Source organism: Alkaliflexus imshenetskii DSM 15055 (assembly GCF_000517065.1).
In the GTDB taxonomy this organism is placed as follows: Bacteria; Bacteroidota; Bacteroidia; order Bacteroidales; family Marinilabiliaceae; genus Alkaliflexus; species Alkaliflexus imshenetskii.
In genome coordinates, this window is the sequence record NZ_KI912105.1 from 52,591 (window position 1) to 72,558 (window position 19,968).

Genomic DNA, 19,968 nt, shown 5'->3' on the forward strand with positions numbered 1-19,968 from the left:
TAAACAGGATAAGATGAGAGTTAAACTGGCCAAAACCAAGTGTAATGATAAAGAAAATTCTGATAGCAAACCGTGGCGAAATAGCCGTACGCATCATCCGTTCCTGCCGGGAAATGGGCATACTGAGCGTAGCCGTTTATTCCGATGCAGACCGTTCAGCAATGCATGTAAGATATGCAGATGAAGCCTACCGCCTCGGCGCGGCACCATCGAGTGAGAGCTACCTGAACATATCTGCAATTTTAAATGCCGCTAAAAAAGCAAAAGCCGATGCCATACACCCGGGGTACGGATTTTTATCAGAAAACGCTGAATTTGCCACCAAAGTAAAAGCGGCCGGGCTCATTTTCATTGGGCCATCGCCATACTCCATTACAGCCATGGGCGATAAAATGCGCGCCCGCGAGCTCATGAAAAAGGCCAATGTACCAATTGTGCCGGGGTCGGGTGCGTTGTCAGATTCAGAGGCGGAAATATACTCGATGGCAGAAGAGATTGGTTACCCTGTAATGATAAAAGCCTCAGCAGGAGGAGGCGGTAAAGGGATGCGACTTGTGCATTCGGCTAAAGAGCTGATAGCCTCGGTGAAGCTGGCAAAATCAGAAGCAATAACAGCATTTGGCAACGATGCCGTATACCTCGAAAAATATCTCCTTGAACCACATCATATTGAATTTCAGATATTGGCAGACAACCACGGAAACGTGGTACATCTATATGAACGGGAATGCAGCGTTCAGCGACGCCACCAAAAGGTAGTGGAAGAAACTCCTTCGCCATTCATAACAGATACTATACGCCAGGAGATGGCTCTACATGCCATTTCAGCAGCCAAATCAGTCAACTACTCGGGCGCAGGAACCATTGAGTTTCTGATGGATAAGAACCACAACTTCTATTTTCTGGAGATGAACACACGCCTACAGGTTGAGCACCCTATTACCGAAAGAGTCACAGGTGTTGACCTTGTAAAAGCACAGATTAAAGTTGCCATGAATGAGCCGCTTGATCTTATCCAGGAAGATATTCAGCAACGGGGCCATTCCATTGAGTGCCGCATCTATGCCGAAGACCCTGGCAACGGATTCAGACCCAGTCCGGGACTGATAAAACAAATCACCGAACCATTGGGATTGGGAGTAAGAACGGATGGCTATGTGTACGAAGGTTACGAAATACCGGTATATTATGATCCCCTTATATCCAAACTCATTATATGGGCACCAACCAGAAAAGAAGCCATCGACCGCATGAAAAGAGCTTTGTTTGAATATAAAATTACCGGAATTAAAACCAACATTTCGTTTGTGCAGCGCATTATGGAGGCTCCTGCATTTGTTGAAGGAAACTATAACACCCATTTTATTGATGAGCACATTGACGAACTGCTTCAGGGCGACCAAAAATGCGAACAACGTGAAGATATTGCCATGATTATAGCTTATCTGGACTATCAAAACAAACAACACAAAAGAATGGACTTTCACAAAGATGCCTCCTCAAAATCATCAAACTGGAAAAACTTTGGAAGACTATTCAGACATAATCCCTATTGAGTTGGCAACAAAATCATCCACACGTGAAATTAAAAGAGTTAAACCATGAAGATGATAGTTAAAAGCGGTGATAAAACAAAAACCGTTAAAGTACTTAAAAAAGAAGGCGATTTATTTACCATTGCGCTGGATGACAAAACATATACACTCGATATTGTAAAAGTTGAACATGCCGTTTACTCCATTCTTCATAACGGACTGAGCATCAATATGGAGATGATTGAGGGTGATACACGAGGAGCATACAAAGTAAACACGCTACACAACTATTTTGAAGTCTCCGTTGAACCAGCAATAACAATTCAGGGTAACGGAAGCAGAAAGAAACAAACCCACCAATTGGTAAAAGCCCCAATGCCTGGCAAAATTGTTAAAGTAAAGGTGGCTCCGGGCGACATAGTAGAAGCCGGAACGCCTTTGGTAGTGCTATCAGCTATGAAGATGGAGAATGAAATTTACAGCACAGCTTCGGGTACAGTGCTTAAAGTGGCAGTGAAAGAAGATGACCTGGTGCGTGATGGTCAAATGCTTGTGGATATCGGATAACACTAATTCGATATCAGTTTGATGAGAAATAAATTAACTGTTTAAGACTAACTTAATAAACAGGACATAGACACGAAGACCATAAGATTTTAGACAGATAAAGTATTTCAGAAAGATGATTAGATTGATCTTATTTTTGTTCTATCTCGTCTATTGGTCTAAATGTCTTATCCCGCATTACGGGACTTCGCTTTGCTCTGCATCTAATAGTCTAGAAATATTCAAAGCAGCCTCAAAATATCTGATAAGCAAAACCTATTTGCTTATTACACCATTCTCATCAAACAGTTTGGGACAAAATTCGCCGCCGTCCCAATGCCAGAGATGACGATAGCCGGCATTCAGTAGCATGCCAGCCACTTCGGAGAATCCACTTAAAAGTGCATCAGGATGATGTGCATCACTATTAATGGTAACTCTTACATTGTTGTCAAACATCCATTTGAAATGTGACACCGATGGAAAAGTCATTTCGGTTTTGGAAAAATATTTGGTATTGATCTCCACCACCACCTCTCTTTGAGCCGCGATCTTAAGGGTTTCATAAACCAAATCGCGATACCACTTCGCATTTTCATCAAAATGTGGTGAGACCACGTTATGCATCCTTATTTTATCCATGTGTCCGAGTATCTCGGGCGGCTGCGTGGTTAACATTTCATTTTGCAAATAAAAATAGCGTGTAACAGCTGCCTGCACATCACCGTTAAAAATCTCATTTACCCCTTTCACAAATTCACTGTTGTTATTGTCGATAGACCAACGTGTGCCATCATCAAATGCATCCACAAAATGCACAGAACCTACCACATAATCTAGCTTTGAATCAAAAATGAGCTGACTCCCGGGACCAATTACACCCGGAATAAAATCAACCTCAAGGGATTTTAGAACAATGAGCCCATTGCCATTGTTTTGCTTTAGTCCTTCAATATCATCGAGATAGACAGGCAACTTACTGGCAGGCATGTTCCATGATGTTGGAAAGGGAACCGGCGCATGACAAGAAAATCCTATCACTCGCATTCTTTTATCCATTGCAGAACGAATGTAGTCTTCCGGTGTTTCTTTTCCATCACAATAATGGCAATGCCCATGATAGTTACTCCAACTCATAGCTATTTTCTTGTCAATTATTCAAACACATTTACAAAAGAGCCCAACAAACCCTACGCTCAAAAATAACCCAATTAATCCAATCCATGAAACCGCTCCTAAATAATATTACCTCTAAAGCGAACCGAATTTTGGATTACGTATTCAACCTTTGACATATAACAATCAAACGAAGAAAAAGATAAAAATGATTGAATGGAATATTAAGTGGTGCACACGCAACAGATAACTAGATGAAAGATTCAATAAGATTGCCTATTTTTGCAAACTCAAAAAAAAGACCATGACATTTAAAGAAGAGATAAAAAGGAGACGTACGTTTGGAATTATAAGTCACCCCGATGCCGGAAAAACCACACTTACAGAAAAGTTGCTTCTGTTTGGTGGTGCAATTCACGTGGCGGGGGCTGTTAAGTCTAACAAAATAAAGAAAACGGCGACCTCCGACTTCATGGAAATTGAGAAGCAGAGAGGAATATCGGTGGCTACCTCGGTCATGGGTTTTGATTATAACGGCTATAAGGTAAATATTCTGGATACCCCGGGTCACCAGGATTTTGCGGAAGATACTTACCGAACACTCACAGCAGTAGACAGTGTGATTATTGTGGTTGATGCGGCCAAAGGCGTAGAAACACAAACGCGCAAACTCATGGAAGTTTGCCGTATGCGTCACACGCCGGTAATTGTATTCATCAATAAGTTAGACCGCCCCGGCAAGGACCCTTTTGAGCTGCTCGATGAAGTGGAGGAGGAGCTAAAAATAAAGGTGCGTCCGCTGGCCTGGCCAATGGGCAGTGGTGACCAGTTCCAAGGGGTGTACAATATATTTGAAGAGAGCCTATACCTGTTTACGCCAAACAAACAAACACTCGAAGATGGTATCGAGATAAAGGACATACATGATCCCCAACTTGAAGAGTTTGTGACACCACGTGCCGCCTCAACCCTTCGAGAAGAGCTGGAGCTCATCGATGGTGTTTATCCCGAATTTGAGCATGAGGCGTACTTAAAAGGCACGCTGGCTCCGGTGTTTTTTGGAAGTGCATTAAACAACTTCGGAGTTCGTGAGTTGCTTCATGCATTCCTGAAACTTGCCCCTTCACCCCGCCCCTCAATCACCGATAAGCGCGTGGTTGAGCCAGAAGAAGAAGCCTTTACGGGATTTGTGTTTAAAATTCACGCCAACATGGATCCCAACCACCGCAACCGTTTGGCGTTTGTAAAAATATGCTCCGGACATTTTCAAAGAAATACAAACTATATGCATGTGGGACTAAAAAAACAGATGAAGTTCAGCAGTCCAACAGCATTTATGGCCGAAAAGAAATCCATTATCGATGAAGCATTTCCAGGAGACATCGTTGGCATACCCGATTCTGGCAACTTTAAAATTGGCGATACACTCACCGAAGGCGAGATATTAAACTTTAAAGGTTTGCCAAGCTTTTCGCCGGAACTGTTCCGCTACATTGAAAATGCAGACCCAATGAAATCCAAACAGTTGGCAAAAGGCATTGATCAGTTGATGGACGAAGGTGTGGCTCAGCTTTTTGTGAGTCAGTTTAACGGACGTAAGATCATTGGTACAGTTGGCGCATTGCAGTTTGAGGTTATTCAGTACCGTTTGCTACATGAATATAGTGCCTCATGCCGTTACGAACCCATCAATCTGTACAAAGCATGTTGGATAAAGTCAAATGACAAAGCCGAGTTGGAGGATTTCAAAAAACGCAAGAATCAATATATGGCTAAAGATAAATATGGCCGTGACGTATTTCTGGCAGATTCATCCTACATGCTGCAAATGGCACAGGAGAGTTTTAAAAAACTTGAGTTTCATTTTACGTCTGAATTCTAAAGCAAGCGCTTATAACTTTTGATTTTCTCCGCTATTAACGGTAAATTTGATTTTCATTAGCAGGCGATTCCGTAAACCACCAATATCTTAGCTTTTAAGGGTTTTCATGAAGAAAATCCGGGGGAATTGCATTTTTAAAAATCAACAGAGAGACACCATGAGCACCAATACAATTGAAGAAGGATTGCGCCTCACCCTTGAAAAGCGGGTGGAAAATGAAGAATTGGCAAAAAACATAGGCACCTCCAGGGTTTCAGTTTTGGCCACCTCATCGTTAATCCTGTTTATGGAGAAGGCTGTATCGATGCTTATAGAGCCGTATCTGGAAGAGGGAACAGAAACTGTCAGTTCCGAAATCAACATCAAACACTTTAAGCCGGTTGGCGAGGGCGTATTGATAAGATGCCTTGTACATCTGAAATTTATCGAGAAGAATAAGTTGTTTTTTGATGTGGTGATTTTGGATGAGAACCATGAAGAGGTTGCCATTGGTGCGCACAGCCGATACATTGTTCAATTGGAGAAATTTAACAAGCTTATTGAGCGTTAACATACGTTTGGGTTATGGATTTTTTGGATACATTCTGGATTACCTGGATATTTATTCCCCTGATGATTTTTTTCGCCAGGGTTTCGGATGTTACAATCGGAACTCTTAGAATCGTTTTTGTATCAAAAGGTTTTAAGTTTCTCGCACCCATACTGGGCTTTTTCGAAGTGTTTATATGGCTTTTAGCCATGAGCAAGATATTCCAGAACCTCGACAACTGGCTCTATTATGTAGCCTACTCGGCAGGCTTTGCAGTTGGAAATTATATTGGATTGCTTATTGAAGAGCGATTGGCACTTGGTTTTGTGAATCTTCGAATCATAACGCTTGCCTCTGGCGATGCACTCATAAAACGGTTGTCGACCGAAGGTTTTGGTGTGACCACTACAGAGGCAATGGGCACACGTGGACGTGTGAATGTGATTTACTGCGTCATCAAGCGCAGTGACTATAAACATGTAGCAAAGATAATTCTTGAATACAACCCAAAAGCATTTTATACCATTGAAGACATCCGGTTTGCCAATCAGGGTGTATTCCCTATCAGATCGATGATGCGTGGCTATGGAAACTTTCCGTGGCGCAAAGGAAAATAGCAATGCACAGGTGGTGATTGCATCCGTTTTTCCCTTGCAGAAACCCTTATAAACGGCTATATTTGTAGTAAGATCATTGACATAAAAGAAACCGCATCAGCTGCTAGTTATTGTTAAACTCAACACTATCAACATACCGAGTAAGCTATTTGTTTCAAGGACAGGCCTCACCTTCGGGTTATCTTCGTGATACGGAGGATCTTCGCGAAGCAGGTGCACTCAAATTCCTGTTCTATAGGAGTTTAATTAGACTCAGTTGATGCGGCTCCCATCATAAAAGCAGCCTTTCTCACGGAGGGCTGCTTTTTATTTGCAGTAAAATTCATCCATCCCAAATTTCACCACCAAACCTGTTTGCCATTTTTGTCTAAAGTAAAGATGCGTTCTTCCCAGCCTTTAGAGTGATTCTTCAACCAATATATTCCACCCATTGGCACATTCTGATAATTCAGGAAGTCGGAATCTGCAATTATTCTGCCCATGCTAACCCAATCCTGTATATCCCAATAAAACAACTCATATTCATCGCCCACCTCCACCATATTGCCATCATTGCGGGATGCAAAACGAATTTTTGAGATACGGGTGGCTTTTGGTAACGCTAAGCCTACCCATGCCCCCGATGGCTCCGGTGCATCAAAATAGGTCAACACATCACCATCAAAAACCATCTCCTTTGTTCTACCTGAATTATTCCTGCTCCCATTGGTTCCAATAATGCTTCCTTTTATTGAATCTCCATTTGTATCGTAAAAAACAATTTCATTTATATTGCATCGTCCCTCATCCGGTCCAAAGTATCTTAAGTACTTGAATTTATCAATCACGTCCACATCGATAATGTGAAATAATGGGTCGGTCATATCCTGAGTGATTATACCAATAGTAACAGCATCAGAAAAATCAGACTTATTGGCACCATGAAATTCGCCGCCTACAATAAGTTTGTGATAGTTTTCATCAACAAGTCTGTTGGGAAATTTTCGATTCAAAGTAATGTCACTAAAATTTGTGTCCGAAACTTTTATATGCTGCACCATACCCAGAGAATCAAAGTAGAAAGCATCATTAAATGCCTTAAACTGCCCATTTACAAAGAATGCAGGCAAATACATTCCTCTTGGTTCAAGATCCTGAAATTTAACACTATTCTTTCTCGTTTTTTCACCCCATGCCGTCACCACCCAACGCTTATTGTTGAAAACCAGCAGGTAACCAAATCTATTTCCGTCCGACACATCATATTGTATGTCCACATCTATGCTCTTTACATCGCAATATTCTGATGTAACATCTTTAAAATATGGATTTCTAAACTGATTTGGAATGCTCTCTTTCCCTTTATTAATTGCAAAAAGGCTGTTCCTGTTGATTGAATATGTTTCCCGATATACTTTCCCTTTGGCAAAGATATCCACCCAGGTTCCAGCTCCAACAGGATTGTGACAGTTATTTTGAATTGTGTTTCCCTTCAGATCAAATATTACACTCCAGCTATGACCGGCATCACGTTCGGGGTAGTTAAAAACAAAATCAGTGGCACATGCTACTCCCATTGACCTCAACACCATTGTTTGAAAAGCGGTCTGTTCCACACACGAACCATATGTATAATCCAATAATTTTATGGGACTAATAGCTCCAAAAGAGGCATAGGATCCGGACCAGTGAAAGCGATTGGTTATCTCACTTATTTTCTGTGCGGCTCTTATGGTATTGTCAATAAAGTCATCATTCATATTTTCAGCTTTTTCTATGTGCCAGATAAAATTGTCGCACATCTGCTGATCCGGCAATTGAACCAATATGCCATCGGCCTCAGAAAATGCCAGTATTCTACCTGTCTCTCTGTTCCTTACCTGATATCCCCCGTTTTTCATTGGAATAAAAGCCCAAAGCTGATTCTGAAAGCCGTGGTCGTTATAGGTTATGAGCCATTCGCTCTCTCCGAAAGGGAATGCATCAATGGCCTTTGTCAGGCCGGAATCATCAAATAGAAGTTGATATAAGTTATCATCTTTTGCAACAATTCGTATGGGCCATTCCTTTTGCGGGTTTGGCTCAATGTTGATATTATTCTCGTTGATAAGGGAATCCGCCGCGATGGTTATTCTGCCATAGGAGTTGCTAAAATAATACTTTCCTTCGGAGATAACCGACTCAGGAAACTTCATAAATATATAATCCGGAATAAAAACGTAATCAAGCAGAATACTTTTATCCAGAGAAACTATTTTTAATATATGCTCGCCTGCATTTAAATTGGCTGTAAATTCGACAGGAGGGTCTTCGTTATTCACTGTATGCCAATTGCCCGTTGAGGGAAATATGAAATCACCAACGACCAGGCTGTCGATCATGATGCGGATATTTGCTGCTGTGGGGTGTCCATTCACATAATGCAAATTAAAAAGCTGGAGTCCATCTTCCCGGGCATTAAATTCCATCTCAAACATGAGCGAACTGTCATTACAGATTCGGCGTGTATAACCTCCTGACGCACCATTTACACTAACCTTAAGAGATTCAATATCGCAATGCAATTCGGACTCAATGTGAGATTCAGCTCCTTTAAAAACAGAGTAATCCAAAAAATCGCCATATTTATTATATGCATAACTTCTCCAATAAACTGTATCAGAGAACCCAATTTTATAAGGAAGAATGTATTCACAAAAAATCTCAAAAGGATATTGGCGACACCATTCGTATTTATAATAAATTAAAAATGCAGACTCAATTTGTTCAATCAAAAATTCAGCGGTAACTCGTTTAATATCATATTCAACGCTAATCAAACCATCAAGATTAAGAGCTGAGTATTGCCTAATATACTCATGATTTCTCTTTTCCAAGTGAGTACCATAAACACTACGATAAATATCATTTATGCTGTCGATTCCGCTACCAAACATTGAATAATGATATGCCATATTAGATATCAGATATTCAGCAGCTTTAAGTTTGAGAGAATCAGGATTCGTTTTATTATAATATACTAAGACTTTCTCCAATTCCACTCTGTTATCTCCGGCCATTTTCAAAGCCTTATTTGTTTCGGAAGAAAAGGGACTACATGCGGATAGAAACAATAGACTCAAGAAGAAGACTAGTCTTCCTCCAGCATTTAAGATTGAAACAGGAATTTTCATTTAGGTTGGTTTTGGGGATTATTAATATATAATTTCAATGATATTAGAATCGGGTTTCGGGCATTCACTTACTTTATTAATATATGTTGAGGCCTTTAATTGAATATAGCTCACCGTTGTAGATTCAACTTTTACGCTTTTTTCGCATATTTCCAAAGCCAATCTTAACGCGTCTCTTGTCTGATATTTTTCTTCGTATATTTCGAACCACTTATAAAGAGGTATAAATCGACATGGTATCATATATGAGGCTTGTTCATAAATTTGGATGGCTTTTTGAAAATCTCCTATTTGGTAATAATTTTCAGCTAATACTAATTGTAAATCATAATCATTAAACTTTCTCTTACATTCTTTCATAATCTCAATACTTCTATCAAATTGTCTGGCGACATAGAGTTCAGCTCCGTAATTGTATAAAAACAAAGGATTCCTTCTTAACATAGTACCATACAACTTCTCATATTCGGGCAACATTTTCTGAGTATTGCCGCGCAAAGAATTAACTGCAATTGTTTTCCACTTCATTTCAATTCGTAACTGCTGATAGAAAAACAGCAGGGTAAAGAGAGACACAATAACTATAGCACCTCTTGAAATAATTGAAATAATGGTATTTCTAATTTTGTACTCTTTATTTGGCATCAAAATAGATACATAAAACGCTAGAAAAACCCAAACTGAAACATATTGCAATGGATAAGAAAAAAAAGCTAATACAACTAATGCTATTAAACCACTCAATACAAGTCTTTTATTTACACTCTCTAATTTTACGGTATTCCAAAAGAGTAACAATAGAAACGAAAAAACAATAATTAAACCAACCAATCCATACTCAACTGCAACTTTAATAAACTCATTGAATGGATGCTTGACATTATCGGCTAGCAGCTCGTATTTAGAATTTGGGTTATTTCTAAAATACTCAGCTTGATAATCCATGTATATTGCCTGAAAAGCTCCATAACCATGGCCAAAAACAGGCTTGTCTCTTATAATTTCAGACGAAACTGTCCAAATTAAAAGGCGACCATTTGCTGAATCCTTTTTTTGATAATAAAGAGTAAAGAATCCAATCGCAAGGCAAATCATAATCAAGCCTAATAATAGCTTGTGATAATGGAGTTGTCTGAATTTAATCAACACATTATGGTTAAATGCGAAGAAAATCCCAGAAGAGATTACTATAGCTATGATACCCGTACGTGAACCGGATAAGATTACGGCAACTGAGATTATCGCCAAAATAGCACCCGCTAAATATTTTTCAATCCCTTTGGCCTTTGAGAATAAATATAAACCAATTGGAAAACCGAGAGACAAAACAGCTGCGAATCCGGCTGGATTATCAAAACTGCCTGTTATTGGAAAACTTAAATTATTAGAAGGTAGCCAGCCTACAAATTGAACTAACCCATAACATGCTTGAAAAAAACAGATGACGTTTATTCCCCAAAACACCAATAGGCTTCTAATTCCTTCAATTCGTATTGTATTTTTAGTTAAAGCAGCGGCTCCAGTAAAAATTATCACAGAAATGACCAAAAAATAAAACTTTGGAGTATTTGTTTCATTTACAAATTTCTCGGAAGTGAGAAATACACTTCCGAGAAAAATGACATTAAAGATAATCAAACCTTTTAGTTGCATTCTTTGCTATAAAAAATGTAATTAATACTTTTATCAATTGAAGTGGAAAAGAAGCCACCTTTCCTTCATACAAATCGAGGGGACAATAAGGATTTTTATTACAGTAAAATTAAAAATCCACCCCTGCATTTAAGCAAAGAAGTTTCCAGAAAATAACAGACAAAATTTTTCTAACTTCGGGTCTTTGTAATTCTTCTTTTGCATTATTTATAATAAAGGCTGATAAAGGATAAAAATATACACCACCTGCATGATCGATATATTCAACCATATATACTGTTGTTTTTGAATCAATCCGCTTTATATCTTGAACAAAACTTATACCTTCGAACAGTTGCATACCTGACAATATAGGCTGTACACCATCATTGTTAATTATAATAATGTGTGGGAATGGGGTATTACCGATATAAGCTTCACTATAATTATCAGGAAAAAAGCTTGCTATTAGATCTGTATTAATAGCCAGTGAATCTTGCGAAACGAGTGGAGCCCTCTGCTTTATTATCACTTCGGGGTAGAAATAATAATAATGCTGCATATCTCTAATTTTCAGCAGCATATTAATCTCTTCTAACCTTTCAATATCTTGTTTCAGATCTACCACATTATGAGCTAACAAAAGGATATCTTCCTTCTGAGATGCAGTAAATAAATCATTTAGAAACAAGTTGAATAATTGCTGTTCATTTTCAATCATATAAGTATTTTCTAATACATCAACAAAATACTTATACTGCTTTTTTGATATTTCGCATGCAGTTTTATCTCTGATTACTAGGCATTTCTTCTGAGCAAAGCAAGAAGACAATAACAAAAGAATGAATATGCAAGAAAGTATTGATTTCATAGGGCATTTCTAAAAATAAAATTATGGATTACTAAGCATAATAAACACTTAATAGATAGCGGTTCTTTAGTAAGATTAGTAAGATTAGTAAAATCGAGTTATAACAAAAATGGTTATTGAATAAAGCTGCAAACAGGATCTTGTTTGTGCTCAATCGTTCCTAAGCCTATTTAAAGAACCGCTATCTAACTAGCTACCTATATTCAGTGATTGTAATTACTGGTTCACCTCGACTATTCCTCATAATTGTCACTTTTTCTACATTTCCATTTGAATAAGAATAACTATCATATCTAGTTAAAGTGTTATTACCACACGAATCATCTCCAGAATTAGTGCAATTATTCAATATCCTATATTTGCATAACTTACCATTTACATAAGCCGTACCCTCCTTATATTGAAACCATCCTCTTGGATCCCAACCGTCAGTCGTATCAAAGGCTTCAGTAAGCTTTACCTCCTTTTTTTCCCTGAATAACTGCAAAATCTTATTTAAAATAGTTTGATCACTACTATTCTTTAAACTAACCTTTTCTCCAGAAGATTCCGTAGTGCCTGATTTCAATCGAACGAGATTTCGTAATAAATCATTTCTCTCAGTAACCTCAAATATTAACATTCCTTTGTCATCCAATGAGATTCTTAGTCTTCCCGACTTTACGTCTTTATTAGTGTTTTTTATATTGTAAGTTATGTAATCGAACAGATTATCATTGATGCTTAACTGATTAGCATTCAAGTTTAAAAAAAGATATCCATCCACGAGTTTTACATGTTCATAGACTCTATCGGTAGCTTTTTTCAAAATAGCAACCTTTTCGATATCGACAAGAACTCTTAAATCATGCAGATCATCATCAATGGACAAAAATTCATTGTTGCTGATATTGTCAAAATAGTCGTCGGAAAATTTGTCTTCGCTACACGAAGCTATAAAAATAATACAGCTCACAAATACTATTAAAAATAAATAATTTTTCATGGTTTTTTTTCTTAAATAAAAGAACATAAATAACTTTTTGCGAATAATAAAATGGAGTTGACGATGGAATAGATATACTCCTCATCGTTTACATATGCGCTTTTTGTATACAAAAAGCGACAATATTATTTTTTAAAAATCGGTATATTTGCCTCAGTACCTCCTTTCTTTTTTAAGTTTGGAGGGAGTCGGAAGAGGAAGCTTGAGCGGCGAAGCTTAGGGGCTTCCTCTTCTTTTTCCCATATATCATACAGTTAGCTCGCACCAACTATATGTTGAAACATTACAGTCATCTTTATACCATTTTCATTCTTCTGCAATTTGAAAATTACCATGGTTAATAAATTGGGTAACAATTTTTGCGTTTATCCATCGTACTAGCCAGACCAACACCATTGTATAAACATTGATTATTCTTAGAAATACTATTAAGGACAGCACCAATTTACTGACGGCTACTATTGCACAAGCACAGCATATAAATCCGTAGGAGCAAATAAAGCTAATTGGCTGTTTGGCTAAAAACCAACCAACACATGCATTAATTAAAAAGAAGATAGATACAGTTTGAGCGAGACTGGTAGTTCGTGCTATTGAGAGAATCGAATTTTGGAGAATTTGGCTATTCGCATTTATCAAATGCAGGATGCTTTCACGGGTGTGAAGTCTGCAATGACTTGCTTTGAAAATGGCATGCAATAAGAACGCAGTATTTATCATCACCAACCGGTAATTGCACCAGTCGGAATTGTTGCGCCATTTTTGGTTAGGGTTTAAGGCAATATACATAATCTACTTGGGTTAAAGTAACTAACGTAAAATTAAACTTTTTACGGCAAATTCCATTTGTGATTTTAGATATTTAAGTTTTAATTTTAGATAATTTCACAAGACTTGAGCCAACTGGGTTTACAACGGCTCGAGTTGCAATTTGAGCCAAGGAAGCAGGCCTCATTTTTTAAAGAATTAGTCGAACTCTACTGATTTATTTCCTTCTACAATATCAAAAAAATAATACATTGGTGTAAATATGCTCATAAACGTGTGATTAAATTGAAGATCACTTGTATTGCCATGACTAATTCCAACTATTTGAAAATCTTTAGCATTACATTGTAAAGAAATCAAAGGCCCCCCACTTGATCCTTGGTATGAACAAGGGCTTACGCTTATTTGGTCACTAATAATATTGGGACTATCAATACGAGGTCGCTCCATTATATAATTAATCGAATAAGCCATAAAAACATATGGTGTGAATACAGAAGCATTTCTGAAAGATAAGTAATCTGCCAATGGATAACTCACATGCAAAAAAGGATCTCCAATATTGACACCGTATTTATTTACAATAAACTTTTCTGAAGAAACAGCGTGTTTAGAATGCATTTCAAAGTCTGCCTCTATTTTTGGTATTTCTAATATTGCCATATCTGCTGTTTCATGCACCAGCCAATTAATTGTTTTATCTTTTACAATATCAATAAGGTTTATTGTTTTTTGACTCAAATCCGAATTGCAAATTTGAATAACCGATTCATCTTTCATTGCCAGAGCCACATGAGCGGCAGTTATCAGAAATAAAGAACCATTGTGTTTCGCAATAAACGCGGTGCCGTAATTCGAATTGTTAATGCAATTTTTAGTGAAAATTGATACAACGAATGGATAAGGATTTTCTCTTGATTCGTCATGTAAATCAGTATAAGAAACAGATATATAGCTGATAATAAAAAGGAAAACACACAATTTCATTGAAGCTTTCATCATATAGATTATTTTTTGATTATATCAAGAGAACCTTTCTCTTCAGCAAAAATTAAGCAAGGGTTAGATTCGCTGTTTATGTTAATATTGTAAGCCAAATTTGTGATAGGAAAATATTGATCCCTCATAAGTCCTGGATGCATAGTACCTCTTCTTTTTCCCATATATCGTACAGTTAGCTGACACCAATTTTATGTTGAAACATTACAGTCATCTTTATATCATTTTCATTTTTCTGCAATTTGAAAATATCATTGGTGAATAAATTGGGTAATTTTGCGTTTATCTATTGAATTAGCCATATCTGCCTACAACGAGAGAGCCATATTGTAAAACACTTAATGCCAGGATTTTAGCCCAACCACTCAGTACGTTATTTTGTTGATATTCAACAATTTAACTGTTTAGTGGCGTACTAAGAACGAAATCAATACCCGATAAAATTTAAATTCATACTCGAAGAACATATTCCTTTTAAGTAATTTTCGGTAATCAGTGGAATCTCTTTTATAAATGTTTGAAATCCATAACACTTAAAACTTTCATCTACTATGAAGAAATAAGAAGTACTCATATCATCAAGGGGAATATTGAATCTTTCTGGGGTATTGAAAATCGGAAAATCTATACTATAGGAATTACAAATTGCGCGTACTTTACGGACAGATTCGTATCGACATAAAATCATTACAGGAAGTTTAGTATTATTACATTCTTCTTTTAACAATCTTATACCATGTTCGATACATGAATTGCAATGCATTTCAGTCAACCTATATACTAAGGTTGGCTCTGTAAATACATCCATTAGAGCTGAAATATTACCACTGACATCTTCAACAACAAGATCAGGTGATAGTCTGAAACCTTCAGATCGAGCCTCCAACTTCATGCAATTAATAACATTCTGTACTGAATTATGCATTAACGCTAACTTCTTGTCATACATAAGAATGCATGCATCAGCACCACTAAGCTGTTTTCGCAGATGAAAACTATAAATTGCACTTGATAATAATACAAGAACAAACAAAATATACCAAACAAGACGTTTCATACTAATTTTTCAAGTTAAAAATAAATACAACCGGGTTGTCTTCAAGTTTACCATTATCCACTATGCTTTTGGTTTTATCATAAAATCCCTCTAATTTGCAGTCATCCTTAATAACAGTTACCAAATGTTGCATATTAAACATAGATTCGGTTAAAACAACTTGATTACCACTAAGGCGACGAGGATGAAACGGAAAGTACCTTGAGATATTTAGGTTATTAAATAATTCGTAAAAGTTACCTCGCTTTCTGTTTTTGTCGTAGATGAAAAAATAAACGTCACGAACCGCTCCTATCTCGGCAAACAAGAATCTATCAGTCTCGCTAATCCATTCAATATTAGTTATTCTATCATCTTCATTTTCTTCAAAAATAAGTTCAATTCGTCCTGAAGGGTACATTGCTCTTCTGCCTTTAAAATCGAAAACATATCTTGGAATCACATTTCCATCGCTTAAAATTGAAAAGACTGTATCGCAACCAGAGTATATTAATGATGAATTTTCATTGCAAACTGAATAAGAAGGTCCTTTATTGCCAATTGCAAGTGGTATTTTGTCAAATGGCAAATAATATCTATAGTTCTGGTTTACTATATCGTCAAGTAAATACAAGCGGCTATTGCCCCACTCTTCCTCACCCCAATGAACATGCAAATACAAGTTATCATTAAAGAAAAAAATATCATTTGCCCAAATATCAGAGCTTAAAGCAGCCTCTCGGATAAGTATGCCATTATAATCAAACTCCATGAGTTTTCGTAACATATTATCAAAGATTATAATAACAGAATCGCTAGCTCCCATAGAACTAATTTCCATATACTCACCAGGCCCGCGACCGGGATTAAATATTCTATTATGTCTAGTACCGTCCATATTGAATAAATAAACTGCACGCGACATACTATCAAAAATTATTATTTTATTGTTCTTTAGTTCAATTTTGTCAACTTCTCCAATTAGAAAATCCTCAGAAGTTTCCAGAGCAATAATCAGATAATTTGTGTCAGTAATTTCAGAAAAATCAAAAGATTTCCCGACGTGGCTCGCATCAAAAACAAAAGTCTGAATTGATTCATTATTGATATTGCAATTGTTACAAGCGGATAAAACCGTCAACATAAGACAATAAAATGGCAAGAATACAAGGTAGATTTTCACGAAGTTAAAATTTAGGTTAGATACAGGGTTTATTTCGAAATATTTCACAAAAGGAATAAATAAATATAGCTGATTAAGCCTTATTATAAGGGTTAAATCCTTTGAGTGTTTAAGATTACCTTAGGAACATGACATCACCTCATGATAACAAAGAACTATGCAGCAAAATAAAGTCAAACAATCTTAAACCATAATTAAGATTATCACTATTCCTAAGGCAAATAACCATTAGTTAGTTTGACGACAGCTATATACAGTACAACCATTTCCCTTTTTAGGGCATTTTTCTTTAACCCCCGTAACGAGGGAAATGGTAAACCCGCCTTGTGCCTCTAATTTAGTTTCACTTGTTTGAACTATTCTCCCACTAGCATCATACTTAGCATATAATGTACAAAACTGTGGACTACCTGCTAAATCAGGGTAATTAAATAATCCACCATAATTTGAGTTGTTAAGTTCGTCGTATCTAATAGCACGAAGTGGATTTCCATCATTCTCATTCTGCGCCTGCGCCATAACCGCAATCGCATCCAATGAAATATCACCACCACCGCCTTGTAAAGCATTCATATTAAACACAGTTGCCACTGCAAAAAAGCCTGTTGCTATTGCAAAGAATATCTTCTTTTTCATAATAATAAAGATTAGTGAATTAAAATTTGGCTGTTAACATAAACAGCCGTTGTTCAGTAAATTGTAACACAAAATGCATCACTGCCTGGCAGGTACATTTTTCGAAACCACGAGTAACTAAGTTACTGTGTGCTCCTAATTGATTATCTTTACGTCATCGTTTGCCGAAGTACTTCGACAGAATACAAACGTATTTTTTCATAAGCGTATAACCTCCTTTCTTTTTTGAGTTTGGAGGGAGTCGGAAGAGGAAGCTTGAGCGGCGAAGCTTAGGGGCTTCCTCTTCTTTTTCCCGGAATACGATTCAGTTAGCTCGCACCAACTATATGTTGAAACATTACAGTCATCTTTACAACATCTTCTTTCTTCTGCATATTGATAATCTCAATGGTTAATAAATCGAGCAACTTTTTTGCGTTTATCCATCGTACTCGCCAGACAAACACCATTGTATAAACATTGATTATTCTTATGAAACGAGCATGATTCGTTAAAAACAAACACGGATTAAAATTCTTCATGCGAGTTCCATCCGACCATTATCAAATAAATTATTTACGGATGAAATATTATTAAGGACAGCACCAATTTGCTGATGGCTGCTGTTGCACAAGCACAGCATATAAATCCGTAGGAGCATATAAAACCGATTGGCTGTTTGGCTAAACACCAACCAACACATGCATTAATTAAAAAGAAGGTAGATACAATTTGAACGAAACTGTTAGTTCGTGTTATTGGGGGAACCAAATATTGGAGGATTTGGCTATTCGCATTTATCAAGTGCAGAATGCCTTCCCGGGTGTATAATCTTCCAGGGCTTGCTGTGAACATGGAGTGCAATGAAAGCGCAGAATAGATATTCAAAAACCGGAAATTGCTCCGATCTGAATTATTGCGCCATTTTTGGTCAGGGTTTAAGGCAATATACATAATCTACTCGGGTTAAAGTATCTAACGTAAAACTAAACTTTCTACGGTAAAATCTATTTGTGATTTTAGATATTTGTGTTTTAATTTTAGATAATCTTACACATCAACAATCACAATCACGCTATATAGCATTGAATATCTGCACCATACACAAACATTACAGAAATTGAATAAAGTAAGATTTGAGGCAATTGACGATTCAATTTAACTCAGCCATCTCTCCCATGTATTGATGCTAATCCACAAATTTGGGGTAGCAGGGTTTATATTAATATGTTTAAGGATTAATAAGGGCACGAGTTGCAAACTCTCGCCAACAGGTGATTTTCATCAAAGTTTTGGACCTATTGAAAAATATTAAAGTGTATAATGACAAATAAATGCATGCGATATAAACTTACGCTAAACAGGATTATATAATCACTACAAAATGGAATGTGCTTTGACAATCTTAAACAAAACAATCACATGATGTGGGTGATTTTTGATTTGATTAACTATTTTAAAAAAGTCCTTTTTAATGCTTTCATGTTCTGGACTCCATGTCATATCAGGTATAGACCGCAACAAATCAAAAGAATTGAAATCCAAATAGCTAACGAATTTGTCCTGATGGATTCCACAATCAAACCCATTAAACAGAAATAACGAAAGGTCATCACTTCGAAAATTTTCAAATCTAACATTTTCAGCAGTGCCATTTTTTACATAACATGTCCATAGAGGGACACCAAGTATCTTATTCCCACTGGAGACCCTAAAGGAATGAAACCCATTTACATGAGCGTAATTATAAATCATTTTTGCATTCTCTATTCTCATAAATTTAGATACTACATTATTTCTGACATTAAATATTTCATTGTTTTGATATACAGAAAACAACACCTCTTCATCCATCCCCTGGAAAAACCTCGGCATAAACAATGAATCATTTGTTCTACTTGTGAGAAAATATTGCTTCAATAGATTTAAGGAATGGTCAAACACATTAATTCTTAAGGTATTATTTCTGCTGCCTGTTTCATGTTTGCTGATAAAATGCAAACCGGCCGTATTGACCATAAAATCTTCAAAATTAAATGTCAATATTTCTTTGGCCAGAAAATCTCCTTGTGCTGAAAATTTGAATAAAAACAATGATCTATTATCAACAATGTAAATAGTATCCTTATACACTGTAAAATCAGTTATCCATGCTCTTTCATCATACCGGGTAATATCTATTTTATTTTGGGCTTTACCCAGTAAGTCATAAATAAATAAGTTCGTATTACTAATATCTGTGACATAGATAAGGGCATCACTCAATCTTACTTTTCTAATCTTGTTTATACGGTAGCCTCTTTTTGATTGTGAAAGCGTAAATGATTGTATTTCAAAAGTTAAATCAGCATCATGAATAACTTTTGTATCATAGAGATTGATTTTATAATAGGCATCTTCTATTTCAGATATGTCAAAATAGTATTGCTTTTGACCAAAAGCTTTAATCAAGACAAAGGATAGAACAAGGGATAGGCAAAGTGCTTTCATAATAATATTAAA

The 19,968-nt window shown here is 36.7% G+C and carries 16 protein-coding genes; 5 read left to right on the top strand and 11 right to left on the bottom strand.

Translation table 11 applies throughout. The features are described from left to right. The first annotated feature begins 44 nt into the window (after nt 1-44). Entirely contained in the window at nt 45-1,556 is a 1,512-nt protein-coding gene (gene accC, locus ALKIM_RS0100315; RefSeq protein WP_026472922.1) for an acetyl-CoA carboxylase biotin carboxylase subunit, read from the top strand. A gap of 45 nt (nt 1,557-1,601) precedes the next feature. After that, nucleotides 1,602-2,102 (top strand): acetyl-CoA carboxylase biotin carboxyl carrier protein subunit, encoded by a 501-nt coding sequence (locus ALKIM_RS0100320; protein ID WP_026472923.1) that lies wholly within the window; start codon nt 1,602-1,604, stop codon nt 2,100-2,102. Nucleotides 2,103-2,357: 255 nt separating this feature from the next. Here the strand turns inward: ALKIM_RS0100320 and ALKIM_RS17085 are convergent, their stop codons facing one another. Further along, nucleotides 2,358-3,218, bottom strand: coding sequence for a histidinol-phosphatase (locus ALKIM_RS17085; protein WP_044117647.1), 861 nt, complete (start codon nt 3,216-3,218; stop codon nt 2,358-2,360). Between the two features lie 283 nt (nt 3,219-3,501). Between ALKIM_RS17085 and ALKIM_RS0100330 the strand changes: the two genes are divergently transcribed. From ALKIM_RS0100330 to ALKIM_RS0100340, 3 genes are all read left to right on the top strand, one after another. After that, entirely contained in the window at nt 3,502-5,079 is a 1,578-nt protein-coding gene (locus ALKIM_RS0100330) for a peptide chain release factor 3 (protein WP_026472924.1), read from the top strand. A 157-nt stretch (nt 5,080-5,236) separates the two neighbouring features. Further along, nucleotides 5,237-5,629 carry a thioesterase family protein gene (locus ALKIM_RS0100335; protein ID WP_052345162.1) on the top strand — a complete coding sequence of 131 codons (393 nt, stop codon included), beginning with the start codon at nt 5,237-5,239 and terminating at the stop codon, nt 5,627-5,629. Between the two features lie 14 nt (nt 5,630-5,643). Further along, nucleotides 5,644-6,225, top strand: a complete 582-nt coding sequence (locus ALKIM_RS0100340) for a DUF2179 domain-containing protein (RefSeq protein WP_026472926.1) — start codon at nt 5,644-5,646, stop codon at nt 6,223-6,225. 338 nt (nt 6,226-6,563) lie between these two features. Here ALKIM_RS0100340 and ALKIM_RS0100345 read toward each other — a convergent pair whose 3' ends face one another. From ALKIM_RS0100345 to ALKIM_RS0100400, 10 genes are all read right to left on the bottom strand, one after another. Further along, nucleotides 6,564-9,263: a hypothetical protein gene (locus ALKIM_RS0100345; RefSeq protein WP_026472927.1), complete on the bottom strand. Its 2,700-nt coding sequence runs from the start codon at nt 9,261-9,263 to the stop codon at nt 6,564-6,566. A gap of 135 nt (nt 9,264-9,398) precedes the next feature. Then, entirely contained in the window at nt 9,399-11,030 is a 1,632-nt protein-coding gene (locus ALKIM_RS0100350; protein WP_026472928.1) for an O-antigen ligase family protein, read from the bottom strand. Between the two features lie 109 nt (nt 11,031-11,139). Next, complete coding sequence (locus ALKIM_RS0100355; RefSeq protein WP_026472929.1) at nt 11,140-11,880, bottom strand: hypothetical protein; 741 nt, start codon at nt 11,878-11,880, stop codon at nt 11,140-11,142. A 193-nt stretch (nt 11,881-12,073) separates the two neighbouring features. Beyond that, on the bottom strand, nt 12,074-12,865 hold the full coding sequence (locus ALKIM_RS0100360) for a hypothetical protein (protein WP_157363661.1): 792 nt from the start codon (nt 12,863-12,865) through the stop codon (nt 12,074-12,076). A 966-nt stretch (nt 12,866-13,831) separates the two neighbouring features. Beyond that, nucleotides 13,832-14,635 (bottom strand): serine protease family protein, encoded by an 804-nt coding sequence (locus ALKIM_RS0100370; protein ID WP_026472932.1) that lies wholly within the window; start codon nt 14,633-14,635, stop codon nt 13,832-13,834. A gap of 5 nt (nt 14,636-14,640) precedes the next feature. Next, the gene (locus tag ALKIM_RS20115) at nt 14,641-14,796 is read right to left on the bottom strand and encodes a hypothetical protein (RefSeq protein WP_157363663.1); all 156 of its coding nucleotides are present in this window, start codon (nt 14,794-14,796) and stop codon (nt 14,641-14,643) included. A 263-nt stretch (nt 14,797-15,059) separates the two neighbouring features. Next, entirely contained in the window at nt 15,060-15,689 is a 630-nt protein-coding gene (locus ALKIM_RS0100380; RefSeq protein WP_026472933.1) for a hypothetical protein, read from the bottom strand. Between the two features lies 1 nt (nt 15,690). Then, on the bottom strand, nt 15,691-16,851 hold the full coding sequence (locus ALKIM_RS0100385) for a 6-bladed beta-propeller (RefSeq protein WP_157363666.1): 1,161 nt from the start codon (nt 16,849-16,851) through the stop codon (nt 15,691-15,693). Between the two features lie 228 nt (nt 16,852-17,079). Then, nucleotides 17,080-17,487: a hypothetical protein gene (locus ALKIM_RS0100390; protein WP_026472935.1), complete on the bottom strand. Its 408-nt coding sequence runs from the start codon at nt 17,485-17,487 to the stop codon at nt 17,080-17,082. Between the two features lie 1,356 nt (nt 17,488-18,843). Next, nucleotides 18,844-19,956 (bottom strand): 6-bladed beta-propeller, encoded by a 1,113-nt coding sequence (locus tag ALKIM_RS0100400; RefSeq protein WP_026472937.1) that lies wholly within the window; start codon nt 19,954-19,956, stop codon nt 18,844-18,846. Nucleotides 19,957-19,968 lie beyond the last annotated feature (12 nt).